The sequence below is a fragment of the Streptomyces sp. NBC_00440 genome, from assembly GCF_036014215.1.
Taxonomy (GTDB): Bacteria; Actinomycetota; Actinomycetes; order Streptomycetales; family Streptomycetaceae; genus Streptomyces.
Genome location: NZ_CP107922.1, coordinates 64,136 through 90,191, shown reverse-complemented (window position 1 = coordinate 90,191; position 26,056 = coordinate 64,136). Strand labels below are relative to the sequence as shown.

Here is a 26,056-nt window from a genome sequence, read left to right as displayed (position 1 = left end):
GGGAAACGTAAGAGGAGAACTGCCCAAACGATTATCAGGGTGAAAGCCCGTAATGACTCCACCCAATTGGGAACGTTATGCATGGTTCACCCCTCCAGCCACGCCAAAAAGGTCACCGACACGTCGTTCAATGGCGGTGCTCTTGCTGTGGCGCCGCTTACGCTCGACGAGCGTGAGCACCATAGATGAGAAGGTCTCCGCTAGTGCTTCCGTTTCGTTGCTGTATGCTGGAGCTTTGACAGTCCATCCTAAGATTTCATGCGCGTCTTCATCAGGGGCTTCTTCATTCTCAACCTCGAGCATATGGCAGATCTCGTGAAGAATTATGTGGTCACGATAATAGCCTTTTGCCGATGCGCGGTAGAAAATATGGTCAGCCGTGCCATCGTCATGCCATAGGCCTGAAGGAAAAGATGAACGACTGATTGGATGCAGGCGCAGTTGGCGGCCGCGTGTTCGCTCAAGCGCCTGACATAGCGTCTCGATACGCCACGGCTGTGGTAGCTCGGGCAATTTTTCTATAAGTTGTCTCGCAGTGCTGCGTATAGAGGCTCGTGTCATTTGCCACTCCGTTAGCCGCTTTGGGCATCGTCGCATCCTGGCTCCGATCTGTACGCCCCGCTCATGTGCGTTGCGCTAATTAGTCTTTTCGGCCCCATGAAGCTTTGGATGCAAGCGGTACCCCTGGAGGGCTTCACCTCTGTGCGCTCACTTGCCCACCGCTTCTTCAATGCGTGATCACCCCCGGCAGTGCTATTCCCGCCCGACTGCACCATCCCGCTGTGCGGTGAAGGAGCTTACCCATCGTATGCATGTGCTAGTCCGACTCGTCGGGTCTTTGCCACGAAGGGGGCGGTCGCGGTCACAAGCTTGACCATCTACCGTGGCTGCGCATGAACGATCTCCGCTCAGCCATTCGCGTCAACCGCGTGTTCGACGGCAGCACCTTGTGGGAGGGGCCAGTCATGGTCCTGGTGGAGGATGGGAAGATTACCGATGTCGATCGGACGGGCGCCTTACCCCCTGACGGTGTCTCCCTGACTGATCTGGGTGATGCCACGCTGCTGCCCGGCCTGGTTGATGCCCACACGCACCTCGCCTTCGATCCAGAGGGCAAAACCGAGACCCAGATGCTGGGCGACAACGATGCGACGGTCCTCGCCCGCATGCGGACGCATGCCCAGCAGGCCCTCCACGCAGGTGTCACTACTGTGCGCGATCTCGGCGACCGAGGGTACCTGGCTCTACAGCTTCGGCAGGAGTGCCGGGAACTTCCGCACATCGTTGCGTCAGGCCCTCCCATAACCCGCACTGGTGGCCACTGCTTCTACCTCGGCGGCGAGGCGGACGGGCCAGAGGAAGTCGCTGAAGCCGTGGCTGACCGGGCTCGCCACGGTGTGGACCTGATCAAGATCATGGCGACGGGCGGCATGTCGACCGTCGGCTCTGACCCCGGAGCCGCTCAGTACACCCATGCCGAGCTCCGGACAGCTGTCCGGACTGCACACGAACTGGGCCTGCCCATCACGGCGCACGCCCACGGAACCGACGGAATCGCTGCGGCTGTCGCGGCTGGTGCAGACGGTGTGGAACACTGCACTTTCATGACTCGCGATGGGGTCCAGCCCGACGAGCAGATCGTGGACGCCATCGCCGCCGCTGGCGTGTTCGTCGGCTGCACCGTGGTGAGGCCACGCTCAGGTATGCCCGCTGAGGTACTGGCCACCATCGAGCCCTACTGGCAGAACCAGGCAGCCATGCATGCGCGCGGAGTGCGCGTGGTGTGCTGCACGGACGCGGGGATCAACCCCCACAAGCCACACGGCATCCTCCCCAGTGACGTCGCCTACTTCGCCTCGCGGGTCGCTCCGAATGGTGCCGCCCTGGCCTCCGTTACCTCCCTCGCGGCCGACGCCTGCGGCCTGGGACACAGGAAGGGCCGGATCGCAGCGGGATACGACGCGGACATGCTGGCCGTCAGCGGAGACCCGGTGCATGACATCACCGCCCTACAGAAGGTTGAGGCGGTCTTCCGAGCAGGTCAACCCGTGTACCGATGATGAACGCAATGCTGGCCGGCTGGCTGGCCAGCGTGCACCTTGTCGTCGCCGCCGCCGTCGGGTCCAGATCGAGGGCATGCCAGGCGTGGTGCGGGCAAGCCGCTGCGCCAGGGCTTCCTGCCTGATCCGTGCCACGACTTGCGCATGCCGTGCCGTTCGTGCCGTAGGTGGTGGTGCGTTGCCAGGCGGGAAGCACTGGCTGAGGCGGATGGTGTTGGTTCCCGCGGCTGTGAGGACGTGCTGGACGTGTGTCCTCGCCATCCCGTGGTAGCGGCAGTGGTGCAGGTCGTGGGCCTGGTCCGTTTCACATACCGTGGCTTCCCAGCCAGCGGGGACCGCGTAGGGCTCCTGCCATTCGGAGGTGCCCTGCTCGTGGCGGGCCCGGGTCTGGATCTCCTGCAGGGGCAACACCTGGCTGATGTCCCCCTCGACCGCACCCTCGCCGTGCCGGGGCTCTCAGTAGCCGAACATCGCGCCCGCGCCGCTGCCGGCCCGGACGTCCAGGCTGGCAGCGGCGCTCGGGTTAACGAGGCCCGGAGCAATGCGGACGTCGGCATTCGGGGCGTCGACCGTGGTGCGGTAGCGGCTGCCGGACGGGACCGTGAGTTTCATGGCTCCTCTGCCGAGGACCGCGGAAATGCTCTGCGGTGCCTGGCTGAACTGCACGCTCGCCGACCCCCCACCGACCGAAATGCTGACGGTCGGCGAGGTCAGGCTGCTCGCGCGGATCGCACCCTTGCCGGTGACGGCCCGCAGAGGGCCACGCGAATTGCGCACCGTGAGTGTGGCGGTTTCGCTGGTCAGGTCCATGGGGCCGCTCAGGTCCTGCAGATCGGCGAGCCCGGAGGTGAGCCGGGCGGTGATTCGGACGTCCGCCGGGACGCGCAGCTCGACTACGACGGCGGGGGCGAGGCCTTCCAGGAGCCCTTGCGCGGGCTTCGTCACCCGTAGGTGCAGAGTGTCGCCCTCCCAGAAGTGCTCTACGTGCGGCGCGCGCCCGGTCCACGATCGTGTGGTGCGCAAGGACACCTTGTCCGCCGGGCCCGATCTCACCAGGACCGACCCGCCCAACCCGTCGATCCGCAGCGCCGTGACCGGATGCCGCAGCAGCACTTCGTCCGTACGCGTCGTTGGATGCAGCCGAGACCAGCCCCACATGGCGAGCGGAGCAAGCAGCACCAGAATGGTGAGCACGGACACCGTGTGCCAAGTCCGGCCGCGAGTCAGCCACTTGGGGACGTAGGGGGAGGGTTCGTCGGCGGACATGGACACGAGGATATCCACCCGGCCCCTGCCGAACGGAAGCAAGTGGCCCAGGCCCGGGCCATGGTGAAGCTAGTACCACCACGAAGTCGGATAGCTGCGGTGATGTTTGAGACCGCGCCCGAATCCATCCTCGAATACGTGCCGAGGAGTGAGCAGAAAGCGGACTGCGCCGCAGCTGCGCGAACGAGGGAGTCGGTTGCCATGGGGCGTACCCAGCGGCCCGTGACGACGGCCGACCGTCCGGGCGGCGTCCACGACGCGGTCGGCTGGCCGCTGTCCCCGGGGGCTGCCCCGGGTACCCAGGCCGCCCGGTGGACGTTCTGGATCCCGACCCCACGCCTGGCCGGTGCGGTACTGCTCGGCCTCGGCCTGGCGATGATCCCGTGGGTGGTCTACCTGCACACCATGCTGCCCGCCTCGTCCCACGCCGCGAACTGGGCCTGGGCGTGGACCGGGCTCGATGCACTGGAGGCGATAAGTCTCGTGTCCACAGGGCTGCTGTTGCGCCGGAGGGACGCGCGGGCGTCGCTGACGGCGATGGCCGCCTCCGTGCTGCTTCTGGTGGACGCGTGGTTCGACACGATGACGGCCCTGCCCGGGGAGGACCTGGCGTCCGCGCTCGCCATGGCCGGGGGGGCGGAACTCCCGCTCGCCGCGGTCTGCGCCGTGCTCGCTTGGCGCGGATTCCCGCGGACGCGCTGAGCATGCGGCGGTCCGGCACCAGGGGGGTACCGGACCTCCTGTGCGCGTGCGCCCTGGGGGGGGGGGGTCAGCGGACCGTCACGGGAACTCGCGCGTAGGAGCGGAAGTTGAACTCGGGGCTGAGCTCCGGTTCGCCCGCGAGGGCCAGCTTCGGGAAGCGCTCGACCAGGGAGCGGAAGACGACTTCGCCCTCCAGCCGGGCCAGCGCCGAACCCAGGCAGTAGTGGACACCGCCACCGAAGCCGATGCCCTTGCCGCCGGTGCGGGTGATGTCGAACCGGTCGGGGTCGGGGAAGTGCAGCGGGTCGCGGTTGGCGGCGGCCAGGAACGGATTGATCTTCGTGCCGGCGGGGACGGCGACGCCGCCGATCACCACGTCCTCGGCGGGCGCCCGGGACACTGCCTGTACGGGCGTGTCGTAGCGCAGCGCCTCCGACACCGCGGCCGGCGTATGGGTCGGGTCGCTCCGGAGCAGGGCCAGTTGTTCCGGGCTACGCAGCAGGGGGAGCACACCGTTGGTGATCAGTCCGACCGTGGTGGTGAAGCCGGCCGCGTAGATCAGGATGATGGTGGGAACGAGCTCCTCCTCGGTGAGCCGCTGGTCCCCGTCGCGGGCCGTGACCAACGCCGTGATCAGGTCCTCATGGGGGCGCTCGCGGCGGGCCGCGGCCAGTTCCCCGAAATAGGGCAGCAGGAGGCGCGCCGCGTCGTCGGCACGGTCCAGCGCCACCTCCGGGACGCTCAGGTCGAGCGCGGGCACGATGTCGGCCATCGGCTCGATCAGCCAGTCCCAGTCCGACTCGGGGATGCCCAGCATGGCGGCGATTACCGCGGACGGCAGGGGGAAGGCGAGGAGGTCTCGCAGGTTCACCGTGCCGCCGTCCGCGCCCGCGTCTGCCACCCGGTCGAGACAGGTGTCGACCAGGCCCTGGACGTCCGGTGCCAGCTCCATCACCCGGCGCGGGGAGAAGGCCCCCGACACCAGGCGGCGCAGCCGCGTGTGCTCCGGCGGATTGCGGACGAGCATCGACTCGCCGATGGTGCGCGACGCGGGGCGCACCTGCCAGCCGGGCGGCGCCGTCGAGGCCTGCGGGTCGCTGTCCGGGGTGCGCATGACCGGATTGCGCAGCACGGCCGCACAGTCGTCGTAGCCGGTGAGGATCACCGAGCCGGAGGCGGTCAGGTGCACGGGGGCGGTCTTGCGCAGCTGGGCGTACCTGGAGTATGGGTCGAGGCGGCCCGCCGGGCTGTAGAGGTCCTTCAGGATCGCGTCGCAGTCGGCGCGGTCCCCGGACGTCGGAGACGCGGTCCCTGAATGGGTGGCCACGTCCACCGCGTCGCTCATTCCCGCTCGACCGCGCGCCAGCGTCACGCCGAGGCCCTCTGCTCCATGCGGCGGCGCAGGCTCAACGGCCGCATGTCGGTCCAGACTTGGTCGATGTGCGCGAGACACTGCTCCCGGGAACCCCGGCTGCCCTCATCGCGCCAGCCGGCCGGCAGGTCCCGGTCCGCCCACCAGATCGAATGCTGGTCCTCGTCATTCAGGACAACGCGGTAGACGGGCCCGTCGGTCAATTCGTCAGCCATGGAGAGCTCCTGATATGGGGCGGTCGGACAGGAAAGCGCAAACCGACGATCGAGCGCTCCGCTATACCTTCTCTATAAAGGATCACCTCGCGTTCTCCGGTTTCCGATATCGGCGGAATATAGCGGCCCCCTTTAGCTTGCCGATGGCGCTAGTGCGCGCCCGCGCTGCGAGAAAGAGCAGCGTCTGAACGCCGGAGGAGGCACACCCGATGGGGCATGAACAGGCAGCCTGGAGGCCGCTGGAGATCACCCCCGAGGAGGCGGACACGACGGCGGGAGCCGACGGACTCGTAGCCTACTTGAGCACCCTGGACGACCTGGAGGGGCTGCTGGCCAAGGAGAAGGCCCTCGTCTTCCGGGGGTTCGACGTCCGTGAGGCCGAACTAGACCAGGTCACCGACCGGTTGCTGCCGAACCGGCTCGCCTACGTGCACGGCAACTCGCCGCGCACCAAGGTCGGTAACAATATCTACACATCCACGGAATACCCCGCCGAGTACGTCATATCGATGCACAACGAGCTGTCCTACGCGCACGCGTGGCCCACCAGGCTCCTGTTCACCTGCGCGGTGGCGCCCGCGACCGGCGGCGCCACCCCGGTCGTGGACGGCACGCTGTGGCTGGCGTCCCTGGACGACGAGGTGCGCGAGGCGTTCGCGGGCGGCGTGCGCTACACCCAGAACCTGCACGGCGGACGGGGGCTCGGCAAGAGCTGGCAGCAGACCTTCGAGAGCGAGGACCGTGAATCCGTCGAGGGCTTCCTGAAGGAGACCGAGGCCGGCTGGACCTGGCTGCGGGACGGCACGCTGCGCATCATCCAGGAGCGTCCCTCCACCATGCGGCACCCACTGACCGGTGACGAGGTCTGGTTCAACCAGGCTGACCAATGGCACCCGGCCGGCCTCGGCGACGAGACCGCGGCCGCCCTGGCGAAGGTGCTGCCGGCCGACGAGCTGCCGCAGAACGTGACCTTCGCCGACGGCTCCCCGATTCCACCGGAGTACGTCACCCAGATCCGTGACCGGGGCCTAGCAGGTGCGGTGGACGTCGACTGGCGCCAGGGCGACCTGCTGCTCATCGACAACGTGCTCGTCGGCCATGGCCGACGTTCGTACACGGGCGATCGCCGCATCCTCGTGGCGATGTGCGGCTGAGCCCCCCCCCGGAGACGGCACCGACTGCAGCAGGAGATGAGATGCAGACCCTGGAGGAGCAGACCCTGGAGGTGTTGCTCCGCATCCACTGTGAAGTCCTCGACACCGATCGAGTCGGGGCCGGTGACAACTTCTTCGACCTCGGCGGGACCAGCATGACCGGCGTCCGGATCACCCGCCGCATCCAACAGGAGTTCGGCGTCCGGGTGCCCGCGAAGGCGGTCTTCGCCGCCGCTTCGCTGGCCGACCTCGCCACGGTCACCGCGGCGGCCCGGGCCGAGGGGGCCGGGCCATGAGCGATCACGGGCTCATCCACGAGGCGGTCGCGGCACGGGGGGCGGCCCGTCCGGAAGCGATCGCGCTGATCGACGGTGACGTACGCGTCTGCTACCGCGAGCTCGACGCGGTCGCCGAAGCGTACGCCGTCCAATTGGCCGACCTGGGCGTCGGGCCCGGGGACCTGGTTCCCGTACTGCTGCAGAGGTCGGCGCGGATGATCGCAGCCCTGCTGGCCGTGCTCAAGTGCGGGGCCGCGTACGCCGCGTTGGACCGGCGCTGGCCGCCAGACCGGATTCGCGACGCGATCCGCACTCTCGGTGCGAAGGTGGCCGTCACCGACGGCGACCGGGACGCGGAGGGTGTGGACGCGGTGCCCTGGACCCCGCCGGAGTGGGGCGCCGCCCTGCCCGGCCCGGGCGGCCGCACCCGCGCCGCGATCCCGGACTCTGCCGCGGCGATGGTGTTCTTCACCTCGGGGACCACCGGGGCGCCCAAGGGCGTTCTGTCCCCGCACCGAGCGACGACGCGGCTGTTCCGGCCCGGCACGTTCGCGAACTTCGGTCCGGGGCGGGTCATGCCGCTGGCCGCGCCGGTGCCGTGGGACGCGTTCGCCATGGAGCTGTGGGGATCGCTCACCACCGGGGGCACCGGAGTTGTCGTCCGGGACGACGTGCTGTTCCCCGACGACCTGCGGACCCTCGTCGCCGGGGCCGGGGTGGACACGATGTGGCTCACCGCTTCGATGTTCAACCTGTTCGTCGAGGAGGACCCGGGCTGCTTCGATGGGATGCGTCAGGTGATGACCGGCGGCGAACGCCTGTCGCCGCCGCACGTGCGGGAGTTCCTCGAAAGGCAGCCCGGTATCACGCTCGTCAATGGTTACGGGCCGGTGGAGAGCTGCGTCTTCGTCACGACCCGCACGCTTGTGGCCGAGGACTGTGCGCTGCCGGGCGGGGTGCCGGTCGGGGTGCCGGTCCCGGGCACCTCCATCCACCTGTTCCAGGACGCTGCCCCCATGCCGGACGGCGCTCCCGGCGAGATCTGCGTATCCGGCGACGGCCTGGCCCTCGGCTACCTCGGCGACCCCGGGACCGGCGGAGCCGCTTTCACGACCGTCGAACTCGACGGTCGCCCTGAACGCGTCTACTGCACTGGAGACTTGGGGGTGCGCGACGAGAACGGAGTCCTGCACTTCCATGGCCGAGCCGACCGGCAGGTTAAGATCTTCGGTCACCGGGTCGAACCCGCTGAGGTCGAGGCCGTGGCCGCCGGGCTGCCCGGTATCCGGGCAGCCCGGGTGGTCCCGGTCCCGGGCGCCGACGGCTCGTACGAAAGGCTCGTGCTCTTCTGTACGGCGCGGGACGACGGCCCCGCGCCGGAGCCCGAGGTCATCCGCAAGGTGCTCGCGGGCGCCCTCCCGCACTACATGGTGCCCGCCTCCATCCGGCTGGTGGACGCCTTCCCCACGACCGACAACGGAAAGCTCGACCAGGCTGCCCTGATCTCCCTGCTCGCCGCAACGGACCGGTGATCGGGCGACCGCCCGGGCCTAGCACTCTCCATGAACGGCGTGCCCCTCATCGAAGCGGTCCCGGCGACGGGGCCCGGCCATCCATGTCTGGAGAAGGAATCGTGTCCAGCATCCCCCCGCGTACCGAGCCCGGTGCGATCACCCGCCGAATCGCGGTGTTCTGCGGGTCGCGCCCCGGCGTGGCCGACGAACACCTCTACTTCGCCCACGAGTTTGGCGCCGCGATGGCCGCCCGCGGCACCGGACTCGTTTACGGAGCCGGCGGCGCCGGCGTCATGCACGCGGTCGCCAAGGGTGTCCTGAGCGGGGACGGAGCCGTCACGGGCGTGGTCCCGCACGAACTGCGCGAGCGGGAGAAGGCCTCCGCCGCGCAGGGCGAGATCTTCGTCGTCCGCACCATGCACGACCGCAAGGCGCTGATGTACCAGCTGTCCGACGCGTTCGCGGTGCTGCCGGGAGGCATCGGCACCCTGGACGAGCTGATGGAGGTGGCCACCTGGAACCAGCTGGGGTTCCACCGCAAGCCGCTCGTCCTGGTGAACCGGGGCGGGTTCTACGATCCGCTGGTCCGCCTCCTGGATCACCTGGTGGTGGAGGGCTTCCTGGCCCCGCACGAGCGGGCGTTGATCGGTGAGACGGACGACGTGCACACGGCCCTGGACCTGCTCGGCTGCGAGCGGAGCGCGGTGGCCGCACTCGCCGACTGACCTGCCCGGACATCAGTGAAGGCCGCACGGAAAGTGCGGCCTTCACTGATGTCCGGGCAGGTCAGTCGGCGATGGTCTGCTCGTCCAGGCGCCGGCTCAGCAGTTCGGTGATCGCCGTTATCGTCGGGTGGTCCCAGGCCATGGTCGCGGGGACCTCTATGCCGTACTCGTCCTCGATCTCCCCCGAGAACATGAGCGCGGCGAGCGAGTCCATGCCGTACTCGACGAGCCGGACGTCGAGGCGGATCTCGGCGACCGGCATGTCGACGTAACCCGCCACGCGCTCGCGCAGCCAGGCCTGGATGCCCTGAGTGGTCTTCAGGGGGGCCGGAGAGGTCATGTGGGGATTCCTTTTCCTCGCGTAGAAGTGAACGGTCCGGTAGGACGGTGGTGGCGTGGTCATCGCAGCCGCCGCCCTTCGAGGTCGAAGGTGCGCGGCTCCTCGTGCCGGGACAGCAGCTCTTGGAACAGCCGGTCGGCGGCGGCCTCGGCCTCGGGGCCGGCCTCGTGCGGGACTCCGAGCCGGCCGGCGAGCCGGCGCAGTGCGGCGACCAGCCAGAGGCTGTCGGTGAGGAACGGGTCCCGGTCGCGGTTGTGCAGCCAGACGCCCACGCAGGCGCCCGCGGCCAGCAGCAGTGCGTAGCGCTCGGCCAGTCGGAAGCCGGCCGGGCCGGTCAGCGGGGAACGGTCGCGGGGAGGCAGCGCGGAGCAGTCGTCGCGTAGCGCCGCCAACTCGCCGCGCAGCGCCCGGCACAGCGGTCCGAGCTCCGGATCGCCGTCGAGCCCCTCGGTCGCCAGGAGCGTGCCGATGAGGCGGTCGTCGGCGGCTGCGGTCAGCTCCAGGCGGCTGAAGTCGGCGTCCGGCAGCCCGGTGCCGAACCGGAACACCTCGGCGGGCGCCGGCGCGGCGGCGGACCAGCCGCGCCGGGCGAGCCGCGGCAGTTGGGGGATCAGCAGGGCCTGGCACGGCGTGCTGCCCATGTGCGCCAGGGACGCCACCGGCATGTCACGGGCGTGCTTCTGGAAGGCTCCGTGCGGCCCGTCGCGCAGGAACGACCGGGCGCCGAGGACGACGGACAGGGTCTCCGAGGCGTCTTGGACCAGCTCCGGCACCAGGTATTTGGTGGCCGCGGCGTACACGGAGGTCTGCCGGGGCAGCAGGTGCAAGGCTCGGCAGGTGGTCGTGGCGAGACAGTCCGAGATCAGCAGGTCCGTGAAGGAATGCGCCAACTGTGCCCGCACCAGAGGGAGCTCGTCGATCGATGACCCGTACAGACGCCGCCCCCGTACGAAGTCGGTGACGAGGCGGAGTTGATTGTCGAGGCAGCCGATCATGGCCGAGGTGAGGATGCTCTTGGTGACCTGGAAGGCGCGTAGCACGGTCTCCAGGGCGGTGCCGGGCCCCCCGATCATCGCGTCCGCCGGCACCGGGGTGTCGCGGAAGTCGACGCCGCTCAGGTACATCGCCCGCAATCCGGAGGTGCGGAAGCGGGGCAGGAACGCGAGCCGGTCCCGTCGTACCGCGTCCATGTCCAGGAGGAACAGGGAGTGCTCGCGGCTTCCCGAGGCGTCGCCCGTGCGGGCAAGGACGGTGACCGTGTGCGCCCGAGACACGTTGTTGATCACCTCTTTCCGGCCGGAGAGCAGGAAGCCGTCGGCGGGGTCCGCACTCGCGGCGGCGGCCCGGACCCGGGAACGCACCAGGTCGTGGCCGGTGTCCAGCTCGGTGTAGGCACCGGCGCACTGGCCGCCGCGCAGCAGCACGTCCGCCAGCTGCTTGCGCTGGGCGCCTGAGCCGGCCGTCCACACAGGTGCGGACGCGATCAGATTGATCCCGCCGAGCCCCAGGGCGAGGGCGGCGTCCCGCGCGAACAGCGGCCGCAGCAGCCGACCGAGGCCGTCCAGCTCGCGTAGGTCGCCGCCGAACTCCCGGGGCACGAAGGCCGCGCCGAGCCCGGCGGCCACCAGGGCCGCTCGCCCGGCGTGGGACGCGTCGCCGAGTTCGTCGGCTGCGAGGAAGGCGGCGTCGCCGAGGGGATTGCCGGGGTCGGCTGGATCGCCCAGCAGGGCATCGAGCGACTCGACCGAAACGGTCATCGGGTGGCCTCCCTGGGCGACGACGGCATCAGTGACGGCAGTGTCCCGCCCCGCGATCCGGCTAGCAGTACGGAGACCAAGCGCTCAGCCACTTCGTCCGGGCAGGGGCCCTGGAGCTGGGGGGCGAGCCGGTGCAGCAGGCCGGACAGGGCCGACTCCAGCCACAGGCCGGAGTCCCACAGGGCTGCCGTCCCCTGCGGGGCCAAGTGGCGGCCGCGCAGCCAGAGGTGGAGTGCGGCGCTGGCGGCGACGCAGGCCGAGTACCGCTCGGCCAGCGCGAATGCCCGGGCCGGAGTGGCGGAGGCGGTGGGCCGCTGTTCGGAGAGCCGGTCCACGAGCTCTTCTATGAAGGTCTGCCAGCGTGCCGCCAGCTCCACTAGCGAGGCCGGGACGGTGCCGTCGCCTGCCAGGGCGCGCAGTTCCTCGACCGCGGCCGGCACCGCCTGCACGGGGCTGCAGCCCCGGCGGGACAGCAGCTCCAGGCGCGTCCGGTCGAATGCGGGCAGCCCGGCCGCCGGATCGCAGGCCGCGGCGAGACCAGGGGCGTCCACGGCGCGGCGTCGGTAACCGCGGGCCAGCGCGGGGAAGTGGGCGATCAGGGCCTGGAGGTTCACGACCGTACTGCCGTCGAAGATGCCGACGACCCGGTGATCGCGCTGGACCTTCTGGAACCGCCCGTGCCGGTGGGTGTCCCCGGCCAGCAGTGCCCGGGACCCCATGACCTTGGCCAGCCGCCGGATCGACCCGTCGACGAGCGTCGGGACGAAGGATTTCGCCGCCGCCGACAGGACGGCCAGCTCACCTGGGAGCGTGTGGATGGACCGCGTCGTCACCAGCGCCGTCGCCTCGGCGAGCAGCAGCTCGGCGTAGGAGTCGGTGACCAGCTGACGGGTCTGCGGGAGATCGATCAGCGGCCGCCCGTAGTTTTGCCGTTCGGCGGTGTACTGGACGGCCATGCCGAGTGCCTGGTCGGCCGCGCCGAGCGACAGGGACGAACAGAGGGTCCGGGTGAGCTGCAGACTCTTGAGTACCGTCTCGACCCCCTCGCCCGCCTTCCCCACCAGCGCGGACGCCGGCACCTCGGCGCCGTCGAAGGCGATCCCGCTGATGTCGGCGCCGCGGATACCGTGCAGGGGCGGCCCGGGCAGCGAGTGGTGGCGGCCGGGCGGCAGCTGGTGCTTGTCGACCAGGAGCACGCTGAAGCCGCGGCTGCCGGCCTCGGGCGAGGTCCGTGCCAGGACGCACAGGAGCCGGCCTCGGGACGCGTTGTTGATCAGCCATTTCTCGCCGGTCAGGCGGTAGCCCCCGGCTGCGTCCGGCAGCGGCTCGGCCATCACCTCGCACGCCAGGAGGTCGCTGCCGTGGTCGCGTTCGGTCAGCGCCCACGACACCACCGCGCCGTCGGCGACGAGTTCGCCCAGGCGACGGGCCTGGGCGGGGTCGCCCGCGACCCAGACACAGACCGCGCCCAGGAAGGTCTTGCCGTGCGCGATGGCCACGGTGAGGTCGCGTCGGGCGACCACCCGCATCAGGTCCAGCGCCTCGTCGTAGCCGCGCAGGGCGCCGCCGAAGGCTGCCGGGACGTAGTGCCGGGGCAGGCCGAGGGCGTCGAGTTCGCGGCAGATCTCCAGCGGGAAGGTCTCGGTGTCGTCGAGCGCCGCACTGCGGGCGTGCGAGAACGTGCGGTCCGGGTCGGCCGGGTCGCCGAGCAGACGTTCCAGGACGGCGGCCGCACGCGCCGGGCCCGGCGCCTCCAGCAGGGGCTGCCTCATGCCGTCGTGTTCCCCGCGGCGCTGGCCGACACGGCGGCCCGTCGCCGCACGACCTCCGGTGCCAGGTCCTCGTGCACGGTCTTCAGCTCGCCCGCGACGAACAGGTCCAGCATCAGGGAACGGCGCACCTTGCCGCTGGTGGTGCGTTGGACCTGCCCCGGGCGCAGCAGCACGACGTTCGGTACGCGGACGCCGAAGCGCTCGGTCAGTTCCGCGCGGACCGCGCGTACGAGGGCGGGCAGGTCGGCCTTGACACCGGGGGAGGGACGGTACTCGTGCATCACGACGATCTGCTCCTCGTCGAAGGGCAGCGCGCACACGCTGCCCTTGAGCCCCTGGAACCCGGAGTGCAGCGCGCCGACGTGGCGTTCGAGGTCGTGCGCGTAGAGGTTCCGGCCGCGCACCACGAGGACGTCCTTGCTGCGGCCCGTCACATAGAGCTCACCGTCGTGCAGCACCCCCAGGTCGCCGGTGCGCAGGAAGCCCCCGGCGCCGGAGGCGGTGGACGCATCGAAGGAGCGGGCGTTCTCCTCGGGCCGGTTCCAGTAGCCGGGGGTGACGCTCCCGCCGCGCACCCAGATCTCGCCGATGGCCCCGGCCGCCTGCTCCGCCAGGGTGTCGGGATCGACGATGCGTACGTCCAGGCCGAGTGCGTGCCCGCTGCTGACCAAGCGGTGGGCGCCCGCGCCCGGGGCGACCGACTCGAAGCGGTGCTGCTCCAGGGCGGCTGGGTCGACGGGGGTGGCCAGGGGGCCGCGCCCCACCGGGGTGCCCGCGACGAACAGGGTCGCCTCGGCGAGCCCGTAGCAGGGGATGAGTGCCTCAGCCCGGAAGCCAGCCGGGGCGAACCGCAGCTGGAAGCGTTCCATGGTGGCCGCGTCCAGGGGCTCGGCGCCATTCAGCGCCCAGCGCACCGACGAGAGGTCAGCTGCGGCGACTTGCGTGTCCGATAGCTGACGGGTCATCAATTCATAGGCGAAGTTTGGCGCCGTGATCACCTGGCACTGGTACTCCTGGACTACCTCGAACCAGGTGTGTGGGCGCCGGATGAAGTCGGTCGACGCGAACAGGACCACCTCGCCGCCCAGGTACAGCAGCTCGAAGAGCATGCCGATCAGACCCATGTCGTGGTACAGCGGCAGCCAGCTGCAGACTCGAGTTGTCCGGGAGATGCCCAGCCAGCCCTCGATGTTCCGCAGATTGTTCATAAGGGCGCCATGGGTGAGCATCACGCCCTTGGGGTCGCTCGTGGACCCCGACGTGTACTGGAGGACAGCGACGGTGTTGTCGGAGAGCTCCGGGTCGGGGGCGTCGTCGGCCGTCTCGTACGGGGCCAGGTCGATCCCGTCGACAGCGTGGCAGGGGAGGAGGCCCGCCTTTGACTCGTCCAACAGCTCCTGTACGGCGGCTAGATGCGCGGTGTCGGTGAACACCAGGCGGGCGCCCGAGTCCTCGATGATGCCCGCGGTGCGGGCGCCCTTGCGGTCGGCGATGCCCGGCGGCGGCGCGGGCACCGCGACCAGACCCGCGTGGTGACAGCCGAACAGCGCAGTGACGAAGTCCAGGCCCGACGGCAGCAGCAGCACGACGCGGTCGCCAGGAGCGCACCGCTCGCTCAGCCAGCGGCCGATGCGGCGCGCCGTGCGGTCCAGTTCTCCGTAGGTCAGCCGCTGCTCGGTCCGGTCCTCCCTGCGGCCGCGTACGAAGATCAGAGCGTCCTTGGACGGCTGAGTGCGGGCATGCGCCGTGATGTGTCCCAGCAGGCTGTCGGCCATGGCCGGGCTCCCCTCTCGGTCGGTCGGTGTCGGTTCACTCATGTGTGGTAGGCGCCGCGTGGCGTCGGCGCGTCCCACAGGCGGGCGCGGGTGATCGGCGTGCTGGCGGCGGTGGTCGCGAGGTCGACGGCGCGCAGGAAGTGGTCGGCGGTGCGGGCGATGGTGTCGGCGCCGAACAGGGCGTCGTCGTACCGGAAGTCCACGGTCAGGCCCTCTCCGCCCTGGAGGACGTCGACGCCGAGGTCCACCTGTCCTTCCTGCTGCGGCAGTGGGAACGGGGTCAACGTCAGCCCCGCGTATGGGACGGCGTCCGTGGGCGACCCGTCGATCAGCGGCCTCAGAGCGGCATCGACACTCGCCGTCGTCAGGAGGTTGAAGGTGATGCCGTAGACCCGGTGGCCCCTGGCCCCTGGCGACCGGCCGACGTCCCGGGCCACCTGCGCGAACGGGTACTCCAGGCCTTGCAGAGCCGCGCGGATCTGCCGATGGACCTCGGCCGCGCCCTCGGCGAGTGTCGTCGTCGGCGCGATGCGGGCGCGCAGCACTACGGTGTTGACGAAGTTGCCGACGAGCTCGCGCGTGGCTGGCCGCAGCCGGGTCGTCACCGGGCACCCGATGAGGAAGTCCCGCTGCCGGGTGGTGCGGTGCACCACTGCCTGGAAGGCGCCGAGCAGTACCGCGAAGGGGGTGACACCGGCGTCCCGGGCGGCCCGGACCAGCCGTTCGGCCGCCGGGCGCGCCACGGTGGTCCGCCAGGTCGAGCCGGAGAACGACTGCTGGGGGCCGCGCTGCCGGTCAGTCGGCAGCTCGGCCGCGAGGGAGCCCTCGCAGACGCGCCGCCACTGCTCGGCGAGCCGGCGCCCGCGCGCCGAGGTCAGCAATTTTCCTTCCCGCAGAAGGAGTTCGTCGTGCCCGCTGCGCAGGGTGGGCAGGTCGGCAGGCGCCCCGCCGGTCCGTTCCGCATACAGCTTCAGGAGGTCGCGCAGGAGCAGCGCGTCGGACAGGGCGTCGGTGGCGATGTGGTGTCCGGCAATGAGGAGGACCGCGTCCTGCTGGACCCGGCTGAACAGGACGATCCGGAACGCGCCCTCCTCGGCGAGGCGGAAGGGCTCCTTGAGGGCCCGTGAGACGGCGCTGGCCAGTTCGTCCTCCGTGGTGCCGGGCATGGTCCGGTGCACGAGCGGGGGCGCGAGGGCGTCGTCGAGGAGCCGCACTGGCTGGCCGACGACCTCGGTGAAGAGGGAACGCAGCATCTCGTGCCGACGGCCCAGCGCGGCCACCGCGTCTGCGAGCGCGGGCAGGTCGACGGCAGAGCGGACCCGGACCGCGATGCCGGTGTTGTACGCGGAGCTGTGTGGTGCCAGCCGGTGCAGGAACAGCTGGGCCTGTTGGCTGGACGAGAGCGGACGGAAGTCAGACACGGGCCCCGCCCCGTAGGGCCGTCGAGGTGGCCAGGGCGTCCCGCAGCCGCAGGTCCCCGGTGAGGTGACCCGAGACGTCGGCGAGCAACTCGGCCTCGCTGTGCTCCAGATAGAAGTGGCTGCCGGGAAAGACCCGAGCGGCGAAACCCGCCGTCGTTAACTCGCGCCAGTCCCGCATCGCCTCCAGGCCCGACTCCTCCTTGTCGTCGGCGCCCGCATAGGCCACCACGGGACAGCCCAGGGGCTCGGCTCCGGGCCGCTCGTACCCACACACCAGCCGCAGGTCCGCGCGCAGCGACGGCAGGACCACTTTGGCGAGAGCGGCGTTGTCCAGCACCGCCATCGTGGCGCTGCCGAGCAGCCGGAGCTCCTCCAGGAGCAGTGCGTCGTCTGCCGGAGGCGGTACGGCCCACCTGCGGTGCGGGGCGCGGAACGCAGACGTGAACAACCGCACCGGGCCGTGGCCGTACCCGGCCGAGAGACGGCGGGCGACCTCGTAGGCCACGCCGGCACCCATGCTGTGTCCGAAGAAGGCCAGCGGCACGTCGCCCTGGGCATACGGGACGAGCGTTGCTGTGAGCTGTTCGGCCAGGACGTCCATGGAGTCCACCGGCGGTTCGGACAACCGGTGCTGCCGCGCCGGATAGCAGACCCCCAGTATCTGGAATTCCGGCGGGAGTCGGCGGTGCCAGTTGTGGAAGAAAGTCGGGGCACCGCCCGCGTGGGGAAAGCACACGAGCCGGACCCGCGGATCCTGGACGGCGCCGCTCCGGTGAAACCAGACACTGTCCGCTTGAGTCATGGTGTTCCTAAGGGTCGTCCCGTAGCTGCTGTTCACGGATGAGATGATCTTGGTGTGGCTGGTGTTGTCACGGCGTCTGAGCCGTCTTGGATGGCCCCGTTCACCGGGCTGAGCCCGCGGTGTTTCGGGAAGTGGGTGACCGCGCTGCGCCGCGAGGGCGCGGATCCGGTGCGCAAGGGGCGGCCGCCGTGGGGCCTGGTTCTGGAGGACCGAGTGCTGCTGGTCGCGGCGTACTGGCGAACAAACGCAACGACGCGTCAAATCGTCACGGCGTTCGGCATTTCCAAGTCCGCAGTGGACTGGATCACCGACCAGCTCGGCCCGCTCGTCGCCCTGCAGCTTATGTGGCAGTTCGCGAAGGGTGCCATGCTCATCTGGGACGGAACGCTCGTCCCCGCCCGTGACCAGGCGATCGCCGAACAGTCCAAGAACTACCGGTGCTCCACCAACCACCAGGTCGTCATCGACGCCGACACCTGCCTCGTTGTCGCAGTCGGCCAGCCCCTGCCGGGCAACCGCAACGACTGCAAGGCGTGGGAGTAGGTCGCCGTCGGAAAGGCCATGACGATCGCCGGCGGCTATCCTGGCACAGGGCTCGTGATGCCGCACCACCGCCGGGCTGGTGAGGAACTGTCCGACTGGGAGAAGGCACACAACCGTTCGCTCCAACAGGTCCGGGCCCGTGTCGAGCATGTCTTCGTTGGCATGAAGACCTGGAAGATCCTGCGCGACTGCCGATTGAAGAGCGACGGCGTTCACCACGCCCTCCTGCTCGGAATCGCACGCCTGCACAACCTGAACCTTGCCGGATGGGCGGCAGGTTCCAACGGCAGCCGACCAGGCTCCGAACACGTCAAAGATCATTTACGGGACAACCCTTAGGTGCGCGTATTTAGATGGCGTTTTAGGACGAGGGTCATGCTCGGGGGGATCGCTATATTCCAGCGATATCGCGCACGCGACCGCGTGCCCCGCGCGACGGCCCGCGTGATGCGCACGGCGCCTTTTCAGGTCACGGCGCGCCGCCCTCGTATAGGCCAGTGATAGGTGGCCTCCGCACTCTGCTGGACGAGCCGGGCATCCCCGGGTCCGAAAACGTCGACGCGCGGGGGAGCATCTGTGACACGGCAACCGCTTCTGCACGACCTGTTCGCGCTGCACGCACAGCGTCGCCCGGACGCGGTCGCGGTCTTGGACGGTTCCGCCGCGACCACCGCGTCTCAACTCGACTGTCAGGCCGACCAGTTGGCAGGAAAACTGCGAGCGCGCGGGATCGGCCCCGGCAGCCGGGTCGGCCTGCGCCTCGCGGCCGGCGCCGGCCTGGTGGCGGCGCTGCTCGGGGTTTGGCGTGCGGGCGGGACGATGGTACGGCTCGGCAGGCCCGGAACGGAACCGGCGGCTCCCGCCTGCGACCTGATCCTGTCCGACACAGGGGATCCGGCGGGGGCAGCGCCCGTGCTCGGGGTGAGCGCCACGACGCAGGGCGCCGCACCCCTGGAGACGCCAGTGCCGGGCGGGCCCGCACCGTCCGGCGTCGCGTGGCTCTTCGCCACCCAGGATGACGGCACCCACGCGATCACGTACGCCATGGCGGTCCGCCAGGCCAGCTGGCTGCTGAGCGAGGGGATCGTGACGCCGGCGGATCGGCTGGTGCTGCCTGCCACCGACGCGCTCGACGGCCGGCTCTGGGCGGTGGCGGCGGCCCTCGTCTGCGGCGCGCCCCTCGTCGTACTGCCCACCGGGACCGGGGTGGACGGGCCAGCGCTCGCCGGGGCGATGCGCGCCGCCGGCATCACGGTAGACGCGCTCACCGACCGTGCTGCCCGCGCACCGCACTGGATGTCGGTACCGTTGCGCGCCGTAGTGGTGGATGGGCTCCCCGACGAGCCGGAGCAGGCCCAGCAGGCGCATTTGTTCGCTGCGGACACCGAGGTATGGCGCACTTACGGGATCTCGGTACTCGGCGCCGCTGTTGCCGCACACCGCGCTGACGCGGCCCGGGAGCCCGGTCTCGGTGTCCCTGTCGCCCCCGAACTCGCCGTCGTCATTGACGAGTTCGGCGAACCCGTGCCACCAGGTATCCCGGGCGAACTGGCGGCCCGGACAGGCGAGATGACGGGGAGCACGCTCCTCCTGCCCGACGTCCACGGTCCCGAGGACGGCCTGCTGTATCCGACCGGACTGCTCGTGCGGCAGCGCGCCGACGACTCGCTTGACTTCCTCGGCCCGGTGGCCGCGCAGGAGTGGGACGGCCTGGCGTTCGCCGACCACGACCGGCCCGAGTACGTGGCACCGCGCACCGCGCGGGAGCGGCTGGTCGCCCAGGTGTGGGGCGAGCTCCTGGAGACGGACGCGATCGGCGCCCACGACGACTTCTTCCAGCTCGGCGGCTACTCGCTCCAACTCGCGGAGCTGGCCGCGCGGCTGGGCCGCGAGACAGGCCGGACCCTGGAACTATCCGATCTGTACGCCGCCGTGACCGTCGAGGAGCAGGCCGCGCTGCTGGCCGCCGCTGCCGAGGGGACGCCTCCGGTGACGCCGGTGGAGCGCGGCGGGCCCCTGCCGCTGTCGTTTGGGCAGCGCCGACTGTGGTTCCTGGACCGGATGTACCCGAACAGCCCCGAATGGGTCGTTCCGCTGATCCTGCGCATCCCGGCGGCACTCGCCGAGGATACTGTGCGCAGGGCGCTCGACCTGCTGGCGGTACGGCACGAGCCGCTGCGCACCCGGTACGCGAGCAGGGACGGGGCGCCCGTGCAACTCGTGGAGGCGCCCGCGCCGGTCGAGCTGCGGGTGGTGGAGCGCCCGCCGGACGATGGGCGCGAGGAGATCGCCCGCGCCTTCGACATCGGCTTCGACCTGGAGTCCGGGAAGGTGTGGCGGGCCCTGCTTGTGCGCCGGGGTGCGGAGGACGCCACCCTCATAATAACGATCCATCACATCGCTTGTGACGGCTGGTCGGCGACCTTACTGGAGCGTGAATTCCGGGCCATCTGCGCCGAGGTGGAGAGCGGCGGCGAGCCCAGCTCCGCCGTTCCCTCGCCGCAGTACGCCGACTACGCGGTGTGGCAGCGGACCTGGCGTGACAAGGAGCGGCTCGCCCCGCAACTGGACTACTGGCGCCGTGAGCTCGCCGGGGTCGCTACCCTCGATCTCCCCGCCGACCGGCCGCGGCCCGCCGAACGCGACCCCCGCGGCGGCCTCGTGCCCGTCCGCATACCTGCCTGCACGGCGAAGGCCCTCACCGCGCTGGGCCAGGGCCACCAGGCGACCCCATTCATGACCCTGCTCACCGCCTACGCCACCCTGCTCGCCAGGCACAGCGGCCAGTGGGACGTCGCGGTGGGCGTGCCGGTGGCCGGCCGTACGCGCGCCGAGACGGACCGGATGATCGGATTCTTCCTCAACTCGCTGGTGCTGCGCTGCCGTCTGGATGCGGCGCTGCCGTTCACCGAGTCCCTGGACCGGGTTCGGCGGACCACTCTGGATGGCTTCGCCCACCAGGACGTGTCCTTCGAGTCCCTGGTCGAGGATCTGCGGCCGGAGCGCGACCCGTCCCGCACCCCCCTTTACCAGGTCGCCTTCAACTTCAACGACGACGAGGTCGGCGGCGGCATGCCCGGCGAGGAGGACAGCGACCTGCTGCTGCGCCACCGCCGCGTCGCGAAGACCGACCTCACGCTGTACCTGCGCCGTGAGACAGACGGCTCGTTCGCCGGCGTCCTGGAGTACGCGACGCGACTCTTCGACCACGAGACCGTCGAGCGGCTCGGCCACGGCTTCGTCCGGCTCCTGGAGTCGGCTGCCGAACGCCCGGAGACCGGCGTGGGGGAGCTGGAGATCTTGTCGGAGCGGGAGTGCGCCGAACTCGCGGATCACCGCGGCGGGGAGACACGCAGCTGGGATGATTCCACGCTGCTCGACCTGTTCGAACGGCAGGCGGCCGCCACCCCGGACGCGACGGCCATCGTCGCGGGCGGCACGCGCCTCAGCTACCGCGAGGTGGACGAGCGGGCCAACCGCATAGGCCACCACCTCGCCGCGACGGGAGTAGGCGACGACACCGTGGTCGGGGTGTGCCTGGAACGCGGCCCCGACCTGATCCTTGCCCTGCTGGGGGTGTGGAAGGCGGGCGCCGCATACCTGCCGCTCGACCCCACGAATCCGGCGGACCGCCTGGCCCACGCGCTGCGGGACAGCAGTGCGGGCGTCCTGCTCACCGACAGCATGGCCCAAGGCGGAGTGAGGGACTTCGCGGGCGAGCGGGTGGAGCTCGACCGCGACGCGGCGGCCCTCGCGGCCCGGCCCACGACCCGTCCGGACCGTACAGCGGACCCGGAGCTCCTCGCGTACGTCATCTACACCTCCGGCTCCACTGGCACTCCCAAGGGCGTGATGATCACCCACTGCGGGCTTGCCAACCACCTGCGATGGGCGCAGGAGGACCTGACAGGGGCCGAGGGTGGGGCGCCGCTCTTCTCGTCCGTCGCCTTCGACCTACCAGCCACCAATCTGTTCGCTCCGCTGATCACGGGCCGTGCCGTGCACGTGCTGCCTGCCGGGGACCTCACCGGGCTCGGGACGGCGCTCGCCGACGGCGGCCCGTACGCCTTCGTGAAGGTGACGCCCGGGCACCTGGGGATCCTCGGCGACCAGCTCACCGACGCTCAGGCGGCACGGCTCGCGGGGACGGTCGTGGTCGCGGGGGAGGAACTCCCCGGACGCCTCGCCGACCGCTGGCTCGCCCTGCTTGGGCCCGGACGGCTGCTCAACGAGTACGGGCCCACAGAGACGTCGATCGGCACCCTGGTGCACGCGGTGCGCGAGCGGCACCAGGGGACCGTTCCGCTGGGGCGGCCGCTGCCCCGCACCAGCGCCGTGATCCTGGACGGGGTGGGGCGGCCCGTGCCGATCGGGGTCGTCGGCGAGCTGTACATCGGGGGCGCCGGCGTCGCCCGGGGCTATCTCGGGCGGCCCGCCCTCACCGCCGAGCGCTTCGTCCCCGATCCGGACGGCGCGCCAGGCAGCCGCCGCTACCGAACCGGGGACCTCGCCCGGCGCCGCCGGGACGGAGCGATCGAGTTCCTCGGCCGCGTCGACCGACAGGTCAAGGTGCGCGGCTACCGCGTCGAACTCGGTGAGATCGAGGCCCGGTTGAGCGAACTGGCGGGCGTGCGGGACGCGGTAGTCGTGGTGTCCGAACACCGGCCGGGCGAGCGCGTGCTCGCGGCCTACGTGGTCCCGGACGCCGGGGAGACGGACCCGGGCACGGCCCCCGGGGCGTCTGGCGGCTTCGACCCGGAAGCCCTGCGCGGCCGGCTCGCGGCCGTGCTGCCCGACTACATGGTGCCCTCGTCCTTCACGGTCATCGCCGCCGTGCCGCTCACGGCCAACGGCAAGCTCGACCGCGGTGCGCTCCCCGACGCCGCGCCCGGCGACACCCTGTACACGCCCCCGGCGAACGTAGTCGAGGAACGGGTCGCGGCCCTGTTCGGCGAGGTCCTTGCCGTCGAACGGATCGGCGCCGACGCCCACTTCTTCCACCTCGGCGGCCACTCCATCCTCGCGATCCGGCTCACCGCCCGGCTCCAGGAGGAGTTCGATCTGGACCTGTCCGTGCGGACCGTCTTCGAGGAGCCCACCGTGCGGCAGCTCGCGCGGGCCGTGGAGGCGGCAGTCCGCGCCGAGATCGCGCAGATGTCCGACGCGGAGCTGATGGCGGCTCCCCGCACGGCAGGAGACCGCGAGGCATGAGCATCGACCTCACCGGCACGTCTGCCGAACCGCCCCCGCCCCCAGACCGGTTCGCCCACCTCGCCCCCGTGGACCGCCACGGCATCCCGGACGGTGTCGTGGACGCCGGACCGCTCACCGAGGCGCAGTCCGCCGCGCTTGCCCGGATGCTGGCCGCCCCGGCGCCCGCGACCGGCCACCGCGTCGCGGTGCTCCGCCGCCCGTTCGACCTGCCCTTCGATCCGGGCGGACTGCGGCGCGCCCTGGACGCCCTGAGCGCCGCGCACGACACGCTGCGCACCTCTTTCGCCGTCGAGGGCGGTCGCGAACCCCTTCGGCTCGTCCACGCCGAGGCGCGGATCTCGCTGTCCGTGCACGACCTGCGCGGCCTCGACGCGCCGCGCCTGGCGGCGGCCCGGACCGCCCACGAGAACGTGGAGCGCGAGGTACCCCTGCCATCCTCGGCACCGGCCCTGCGACTCACCGCCCAACTGGAGGGCGACACCGCGCTGCGGCTCGTCCTCACCTACAGCCCGGCCCTGCTCGACGCGCCGGGCGCGGCGGACCTTCTGGCGGAGTTGTTCCGCATCTACGACGGCGCCTCCGCCTCCCCGGGTGAGCCGTACGGGAAGCACGCGGCCGCCGAGCGCGGCCGGATGGCCGACCCTCGGCAGCGAGACCACTGGAGCCGGGTCGTGGACGCCCACGCGCCCCTGCTCCTGCCGGATGGCTGGGGCACCCCGAACCACACCGGCCATCGCCACCGCGTCCACGTTCCGTTCGGAGACCTGGCCGACGGCCTTGGCGCTCTCGCGGACCGGGCCGGGACATCGGCCGGTACGGTCCTGCTTGCAGCCCACCTGAGCGTACTGGCGGCGCTGACGCCGGATGCCGCTTTTCACACGGGGGTCCTGTACGACGGCCGTCCCGAGGCGCCGCTCGCGCTCGGCGTGTACCGCGACACCGTCCCCTTCCCGCACGCAAGGACCGCCGGCACCTGGCGTCAGCTTGTCGCCGCCGTGCACCGCCGCTGCCTGGAGACCGAGCCGTACGCCCGCCACCCGTGGGCCGCCGTGCGCCGCGCCGCGCGTATTCCCGGACGCTTCGCCGACGTGGTCTTCGACCCGGCCCCGGCTGCCGGGCCGGACCAGGACGGCGCGCACTTCCCGCTCGCCGTCCGGGTCCTCGGCGACTCACTACTCCTGGACGCCGCGCACGAGGCGCTGGACGAGGAGCACGCCGGCCTCCTCGCCCGGATCTACCGCGAGGTGCTGACCGCCATGGCCGCGGACCCCGAGGGGGACGCGGCCGCGAACCGGCTGCCCGCGAGCCTGGCGCGGGACGTGCTGGACGCAGGCTCGTCGAGTGGCCCCGGCCGCACCGCGCAGCCCCTGCTGCCCGAGCTGGTGGCCGCCCGCGCCGCCGAAACGCCGGACGCGACGGCGGTGGTGGCGGGGGAGACTGCCTTGGACTTCCGCACCCTCGACGGCCGGGCCAACCGGATAGCCCACCGGATTCGTGAACTCGGCGTGGGGCAGGGAGACTTGGTCGCAGTTCTGTTGCGTCGCAGCCCCGACCTCCTCCCCGCGCTGCTCGGCGTCCTGCGCTCCGGCGCCGCCTACGTTCCGCTCGACCCGGGCGGGCCTGCCGAGCGCCTCGCCCATATCCTCACGGTCACCGACGCCCCCCTGATTCTTATCGAGGAGGCTCTCGCGCCGAAGGTCCCCGGCCCGTTTACGGCGCGGGCCGTCGCCCTCGACGCCCCCGGCGAGGCCGCGGCCCTCGCACGGCAGGGGACCGAACCGCCCATATCCCGGCACGGACCCGACGACCTGGCCTACGTCATCTTCACCTCCGGCTCCACCGGCACGCCCAAGGGCGTCATGGTGGGGCACGGGGCGCTCGCTGGCCTCCTGCACTCGTTCGCCGGACTGACGGGGGACTGGCTGGCCGCCACCTCCGTCTCCTTCGACATCTCCGGCCTTGAGCTGTACCTGCCGCTGATAACCGGCGGCACCGTGGTTCTCGCCGACGACGCGCAGGCCAAGGATCCGGTGGCCCTGCTGCGCCTGATCGACACGGGCAGGGTTACGCACGTCCAGGCCACGCCTTCTGGATGGAGGCTGCTTGTGGCAGCCGGCCTCGACGCCCCGGGCGTGGCCGCGCTAGTCGGCGGCGAGGAGCTGCCGGCTCGGCTGGCCGACGAGCTGAGACCCCGGGTCGGGACGCTCACCAACGTGTACGGCCCCACGGAGACCACCATCTGGTCCGCGTCCTGGCCTGTACCGCACGGGGCCGCGAGGGTGGCGCTCGGCGACCCGTTGGTGGGCGAGACCCTCCACGTCCTGGACCAGGCGCTGGAGCCGGTGCCGCCGGGCGTCGCGGGGGAGTTGTGTATCGGCGGGAGCGGTGTCGTCCGCGGCTACCACCGCCGGCCCGCGCTCACCGCCGACCGGTTCGTTCCCGATCCGCACGGCCAGCCCGGCGCCCGGCTGTACCGCACCGGCGATCTCGCCCGCCGCAATGCCGACGGCAGCGTCGAGTTCCTGGGACGCATCGACACACAAGTGAAGGTCAGCGGCCACCGTATTGAACTCGGTGAGATCCGCGCCGCCCTCACCTCGCACCCGGCGGTCCGGGACGCGGTGGTCGTGGTCCGGGAACCGAGCCCCGGCATCAAACGGCTCCTCGCGTACATAGTGACGGCCGGCCGGACCGACGCGGGCGCGCTCCGCCGTCACCTCATGGCAAAACTGCCCGACTACATGATCCCGGCGGCGTTCGTGGCCATCCCCCGGATCCCGTTGAGCATCAGCGGCAAGGTCGACCTCGGCGCACTTCCAGCGCCCCGGGCGGAAACGGATGCGGCGCGCCACCCGGTCAGCGCCACGGAGGCCCGGGTGGCCGCACTCTGTGCCGAGTTCCTCGGCCTGCGCGGGCTCGGCCCCGACGACAACCTTCTTCAGCGCGGTGCCCAGTCCCTGTCGCTCGTACAGCTCCTGGTGCACCTGCGCCGCGAGTACGCGATCGACTCGCCGCTCTCCGTGCTCCTGGAACGACTGACGATCAGCGGCCTGTCCGACGCGGTCCTCGCGGCGGACCGGGCCCCAACCACCGGCACAGCGAAGCCGCACCGGCCGAGGGCCGTACGGCAGTGAGGGAGCACCAGG

Annotated in this window: 19 protein-coding genes and 1 pseudogene; 9 read left to right on the top strand and 11 right to left on the bottom strand. The window is 70.9% G+C overall.

The features are described from left to right. Positions 1–75 precede the first annotated feature (75 nt). Positions 76–561, bottom strand: a complete 486-nt coding sequence (locus tag OHB13_RS37740; protein WP_328380557.1) for a hypothetical protein — start codon at positions 559–561, stop codon at positions 76–78. Positions 562–893: 332 nt separating this feature from the next. Here OHB13_RS37740 and OHB13_RS37735 point away from each other — a divergent pair, with 332 nt between their 5' ends. After that, complete coding sequence (locus tag OHB13_RS37735) at positions 894–2,060, top strand: amidohydrolase family protein (RefSeq protein ID WP_328380556.1); 1,167 nt, start codon at positions 894–896, stop codon at positions 2,058–2,060. Here OHB13_RS37735 and OHB13_RS38870 read toward each other — a convergent pair. Then, on the bottom strand, positions 2,010–2,471 hold the full coding sequence (locus tag OHB13_RS38870; protein WP_405914464.1) for a transposase: 462 nt from the start codon (positions 2,469–2,471) through the stop codon (positions 2,010–2,012). The genes OHB13_RS37735 and OHB13_RS38870 overlap by 51 nt on opposite strands. Positions 2,472–2,516: 45 nt before the next feature. Then, positions 2,517–3,326 carry a hypothetical protein gene (locus OHB13_RS37730; RefSeq protein ID WP_328380555.1) on the bottom strand — a complete coding sequence of 270 codons (810 nt, stop codon included), beginning with the start codon at positions 3,324–3,326 and terminating at the stop codon, positions 2,517–2,519. A 201-nt stretch (positions 3,327–3,527) separates the two neighbouring features. Between OHB13_RS37730 and OHB13_RS37725 the strand changes: the two genes are divergently transcribed. Next, positions 3,528–4,028 carry a hypothetical protein gene (locus OHB13_RS37725; RefSeq protein WP_328380554.1) on the top strand — a complete coding sequence of 167 codons (501 nt, stop codon included), beginning with the start codon at positions 3,528–3,530 and terminating at the stop codon, positions 4,026–4,028. 67 nt (positions 4,029–4,095) lie between these two features. On the opposite strand, the gene OHB13_RS37720 is transcribed toward OHB13_RS37725, so the two are convergent. Continuing rightward, positions 4,096–5,373 carry a cytochrome P450 gene (locus OHB13_RS37720; RefSeq protein ID WP_328380553.1) on the bottom strand — a complete coding sequence of 426 codons (1,278 nt, stop codon included), beginning with the start codon at positions 5,371–5,373 and terminating at the stop codon, positions 4,096–4,098. 23 nt (positions 5,374–5,396) lie between these two features. Then, a complete protein-coding gene (locus OHB13_RS37715) occupies positions 5,397–5,615 on the bottom strand; it encodes an MbtH family protein (RefSeq protein WP_328380552.1) in 219 nt (72 codons plus the stop codon). A gap of 209 nt (positions 5,616–5,824) precedes the next feature. On the opposite strand from OHB13_RS37715, the gene OHB13_RS37710 reads away from it, so the two are divergent. The 4 genes from OHB13_RS37710 (at position 5,825) to OHB13_RS37695 (ending at position 9,286) form a co-directional block, all read left to right on the top strand. Further along, positions 5,825–6,769, top strand: coding sequence for a TauD/TfdA family dioxygenase (locus OHB13_RS37710; protein ID WP_328380551.1), 945 nt, complete (start codon positions 5,825–5,827; stop codon positions 6,767–6,769). 41 nt (positions 6,770–6,810) lie between these two features. Next, a complete protein-coding gene (locus OHB13_RS37705; RefSeq protein ID WP_328380550.1) occupies positions 6,811–7,065 on the top strand; it encodes a phosphopantetheine-binding protein in 255 nt (84 codons plus the stop codon). Continuing rightward, positions 7,062–8,579, top strand: a complete 1,518-nt coding sequence (locus OHB13_RS37700; protein WP_328380549.1) for an AMP-binding protein — start codon at positions 7,062–7,064, stop codon at positions 8,577–8,579. The genes OHB13_RS37705 and OHB13_RS37700 overlap by 4 nt, the downstream gene beginning before the upstream one ends. 101 nt (positions 8,580–8,680) lie before the next feature. Next, the gene (locus tag OHB13_RS37695; protein ID WP_328380548.1) at positions 8,681–9,286 is read left to right on the top strand and encodes a TIGR00730 family Rossman fold protein; all 606 of its coding nucleotides are present in this window, start codon (positions 8,681–8,683) and stop codon (positions 9,284–9,286) included. A gap of 61 nt (positions 9,287–9,347) precedes the next feature. Here OHB13_RS37695 and OHB13_RS37690 read toward each other — a convergent pair whose 3' ends face one another. The 6 genes from OHB13_RS37690 to OHB13_RS37665 are packed head-to-tail and all read right to left on the bottom strand — an operon-like array spanning position 9,348 to position 17,153. Continuing rightward, positions 9,348–9,626, bottom strand: a complete 279-nt coding sequence (locus tag OHB13_RS37690) for an acyl carrier protein (RefSeq protein ID WP_328380547.1) — start codon at positions 9,624–9,626, stop codon at positions 9,348–9,350. Positions 9,627–9,685: 59 nt separating this feature from the next. Continuing rightward, entirely contained in the window at positions 9,686–11,383 is a 1,698-nt protein-coding gene (locus tag OHB13_RS37685; protein WP_328380546.1) for an acyl-CoA dehydrogenase, read from the bottom strand. Next, entirely contained in the window at positions 11,380–13,155 is a 1,776-nt protein-coding gene (locus OHB13_RS37680) for an acyl-CoA dehydrogenase family protein (RefSeq protein ID WP_328380545.1), read from the bottom strand. The genes OHB13_RS37685 and OHB13_RS37680 overlap by 4 nt, the downstream gene beginning before the upstream one ends. Then, positions 13,152–14,930 (bottom strand): fatty acyl-AMP ligase, encoded by a 1,779-nt coding sequence (locus OHB13_RS37675; RefSeq protein WP_328380544.1) that lies wholly within the window; start codon positions 14,928–14,930, stop codon positions 13,152–13,154. Before OHB13_RS37675 ends, OHB13_RS37680 begins: the two co-directional genes overlap by 4 nt. Positions 14,931–14,968: 38 nt before the next feature. Then, positions 14,969–16,351, bottom strand: coding sequence for a condensation domain-containing protein (locus tag OHB13_RS37670; RefSeq protein ID WP_328380543.1), 1,383 nt, complete (start codon positions 16,349–16,351; stop codon positions 14,969–14,971). Next, entirely contained in the window at positions 16,344–17,153 is an 810-nt protein-coding gene (locus OHB13_RS37665) for a thioesterase II family protein (RefSeq protein WP_328380542.1), read from the bottom strand. Before OHB13_RS37665 ends, OHB13_RS37670 begins: the two co-directional genes overlap by 8 nt. A gap of 54 nt (positions 17,154–17,207) precedes the next feature. Here OHB13_RS37665 and OHB13_RS37660 point away from each other — a divergent pair. From OHB13_RS37660 to OHB13_RS37650, 3 genes and pseudogenes are all read left to right on the top strand, one after another. Next, a pseudogene (locus tag OHB13_RS37660) lies at positions 17,208–18,035 on the top strand (transposase). A 237-nt stretch (positions 18,036–18,272) separates the two neighbouring features. Next, complete coding sequence (locus OHB13_RS37655) at positions 18,273–22,907, top strand: non-ribosomal peptide synthetase (protein WP_328380541.1); 4,635 nt, start codon at positions 18,273–18,275, stop codon at positions 22,905–22,907. Beyond that, a complete protein-coding gene (locus OHB13_RS37650) occupies positions 22,904–26,044 on the top strand; it encodes a non-ribosomal peptide synthetase (RefSeq protein WP_328380540.1) in 3,141 nt (1,046 codons plus the stop codon). Before OHB13_RS37655 ends, OHB13_RS37650 begins: the two co-directional genes overlap by 4 nt. The last annotated feature ends 12 nt before the right edge of the window (positions 26,045–26,056 follow it).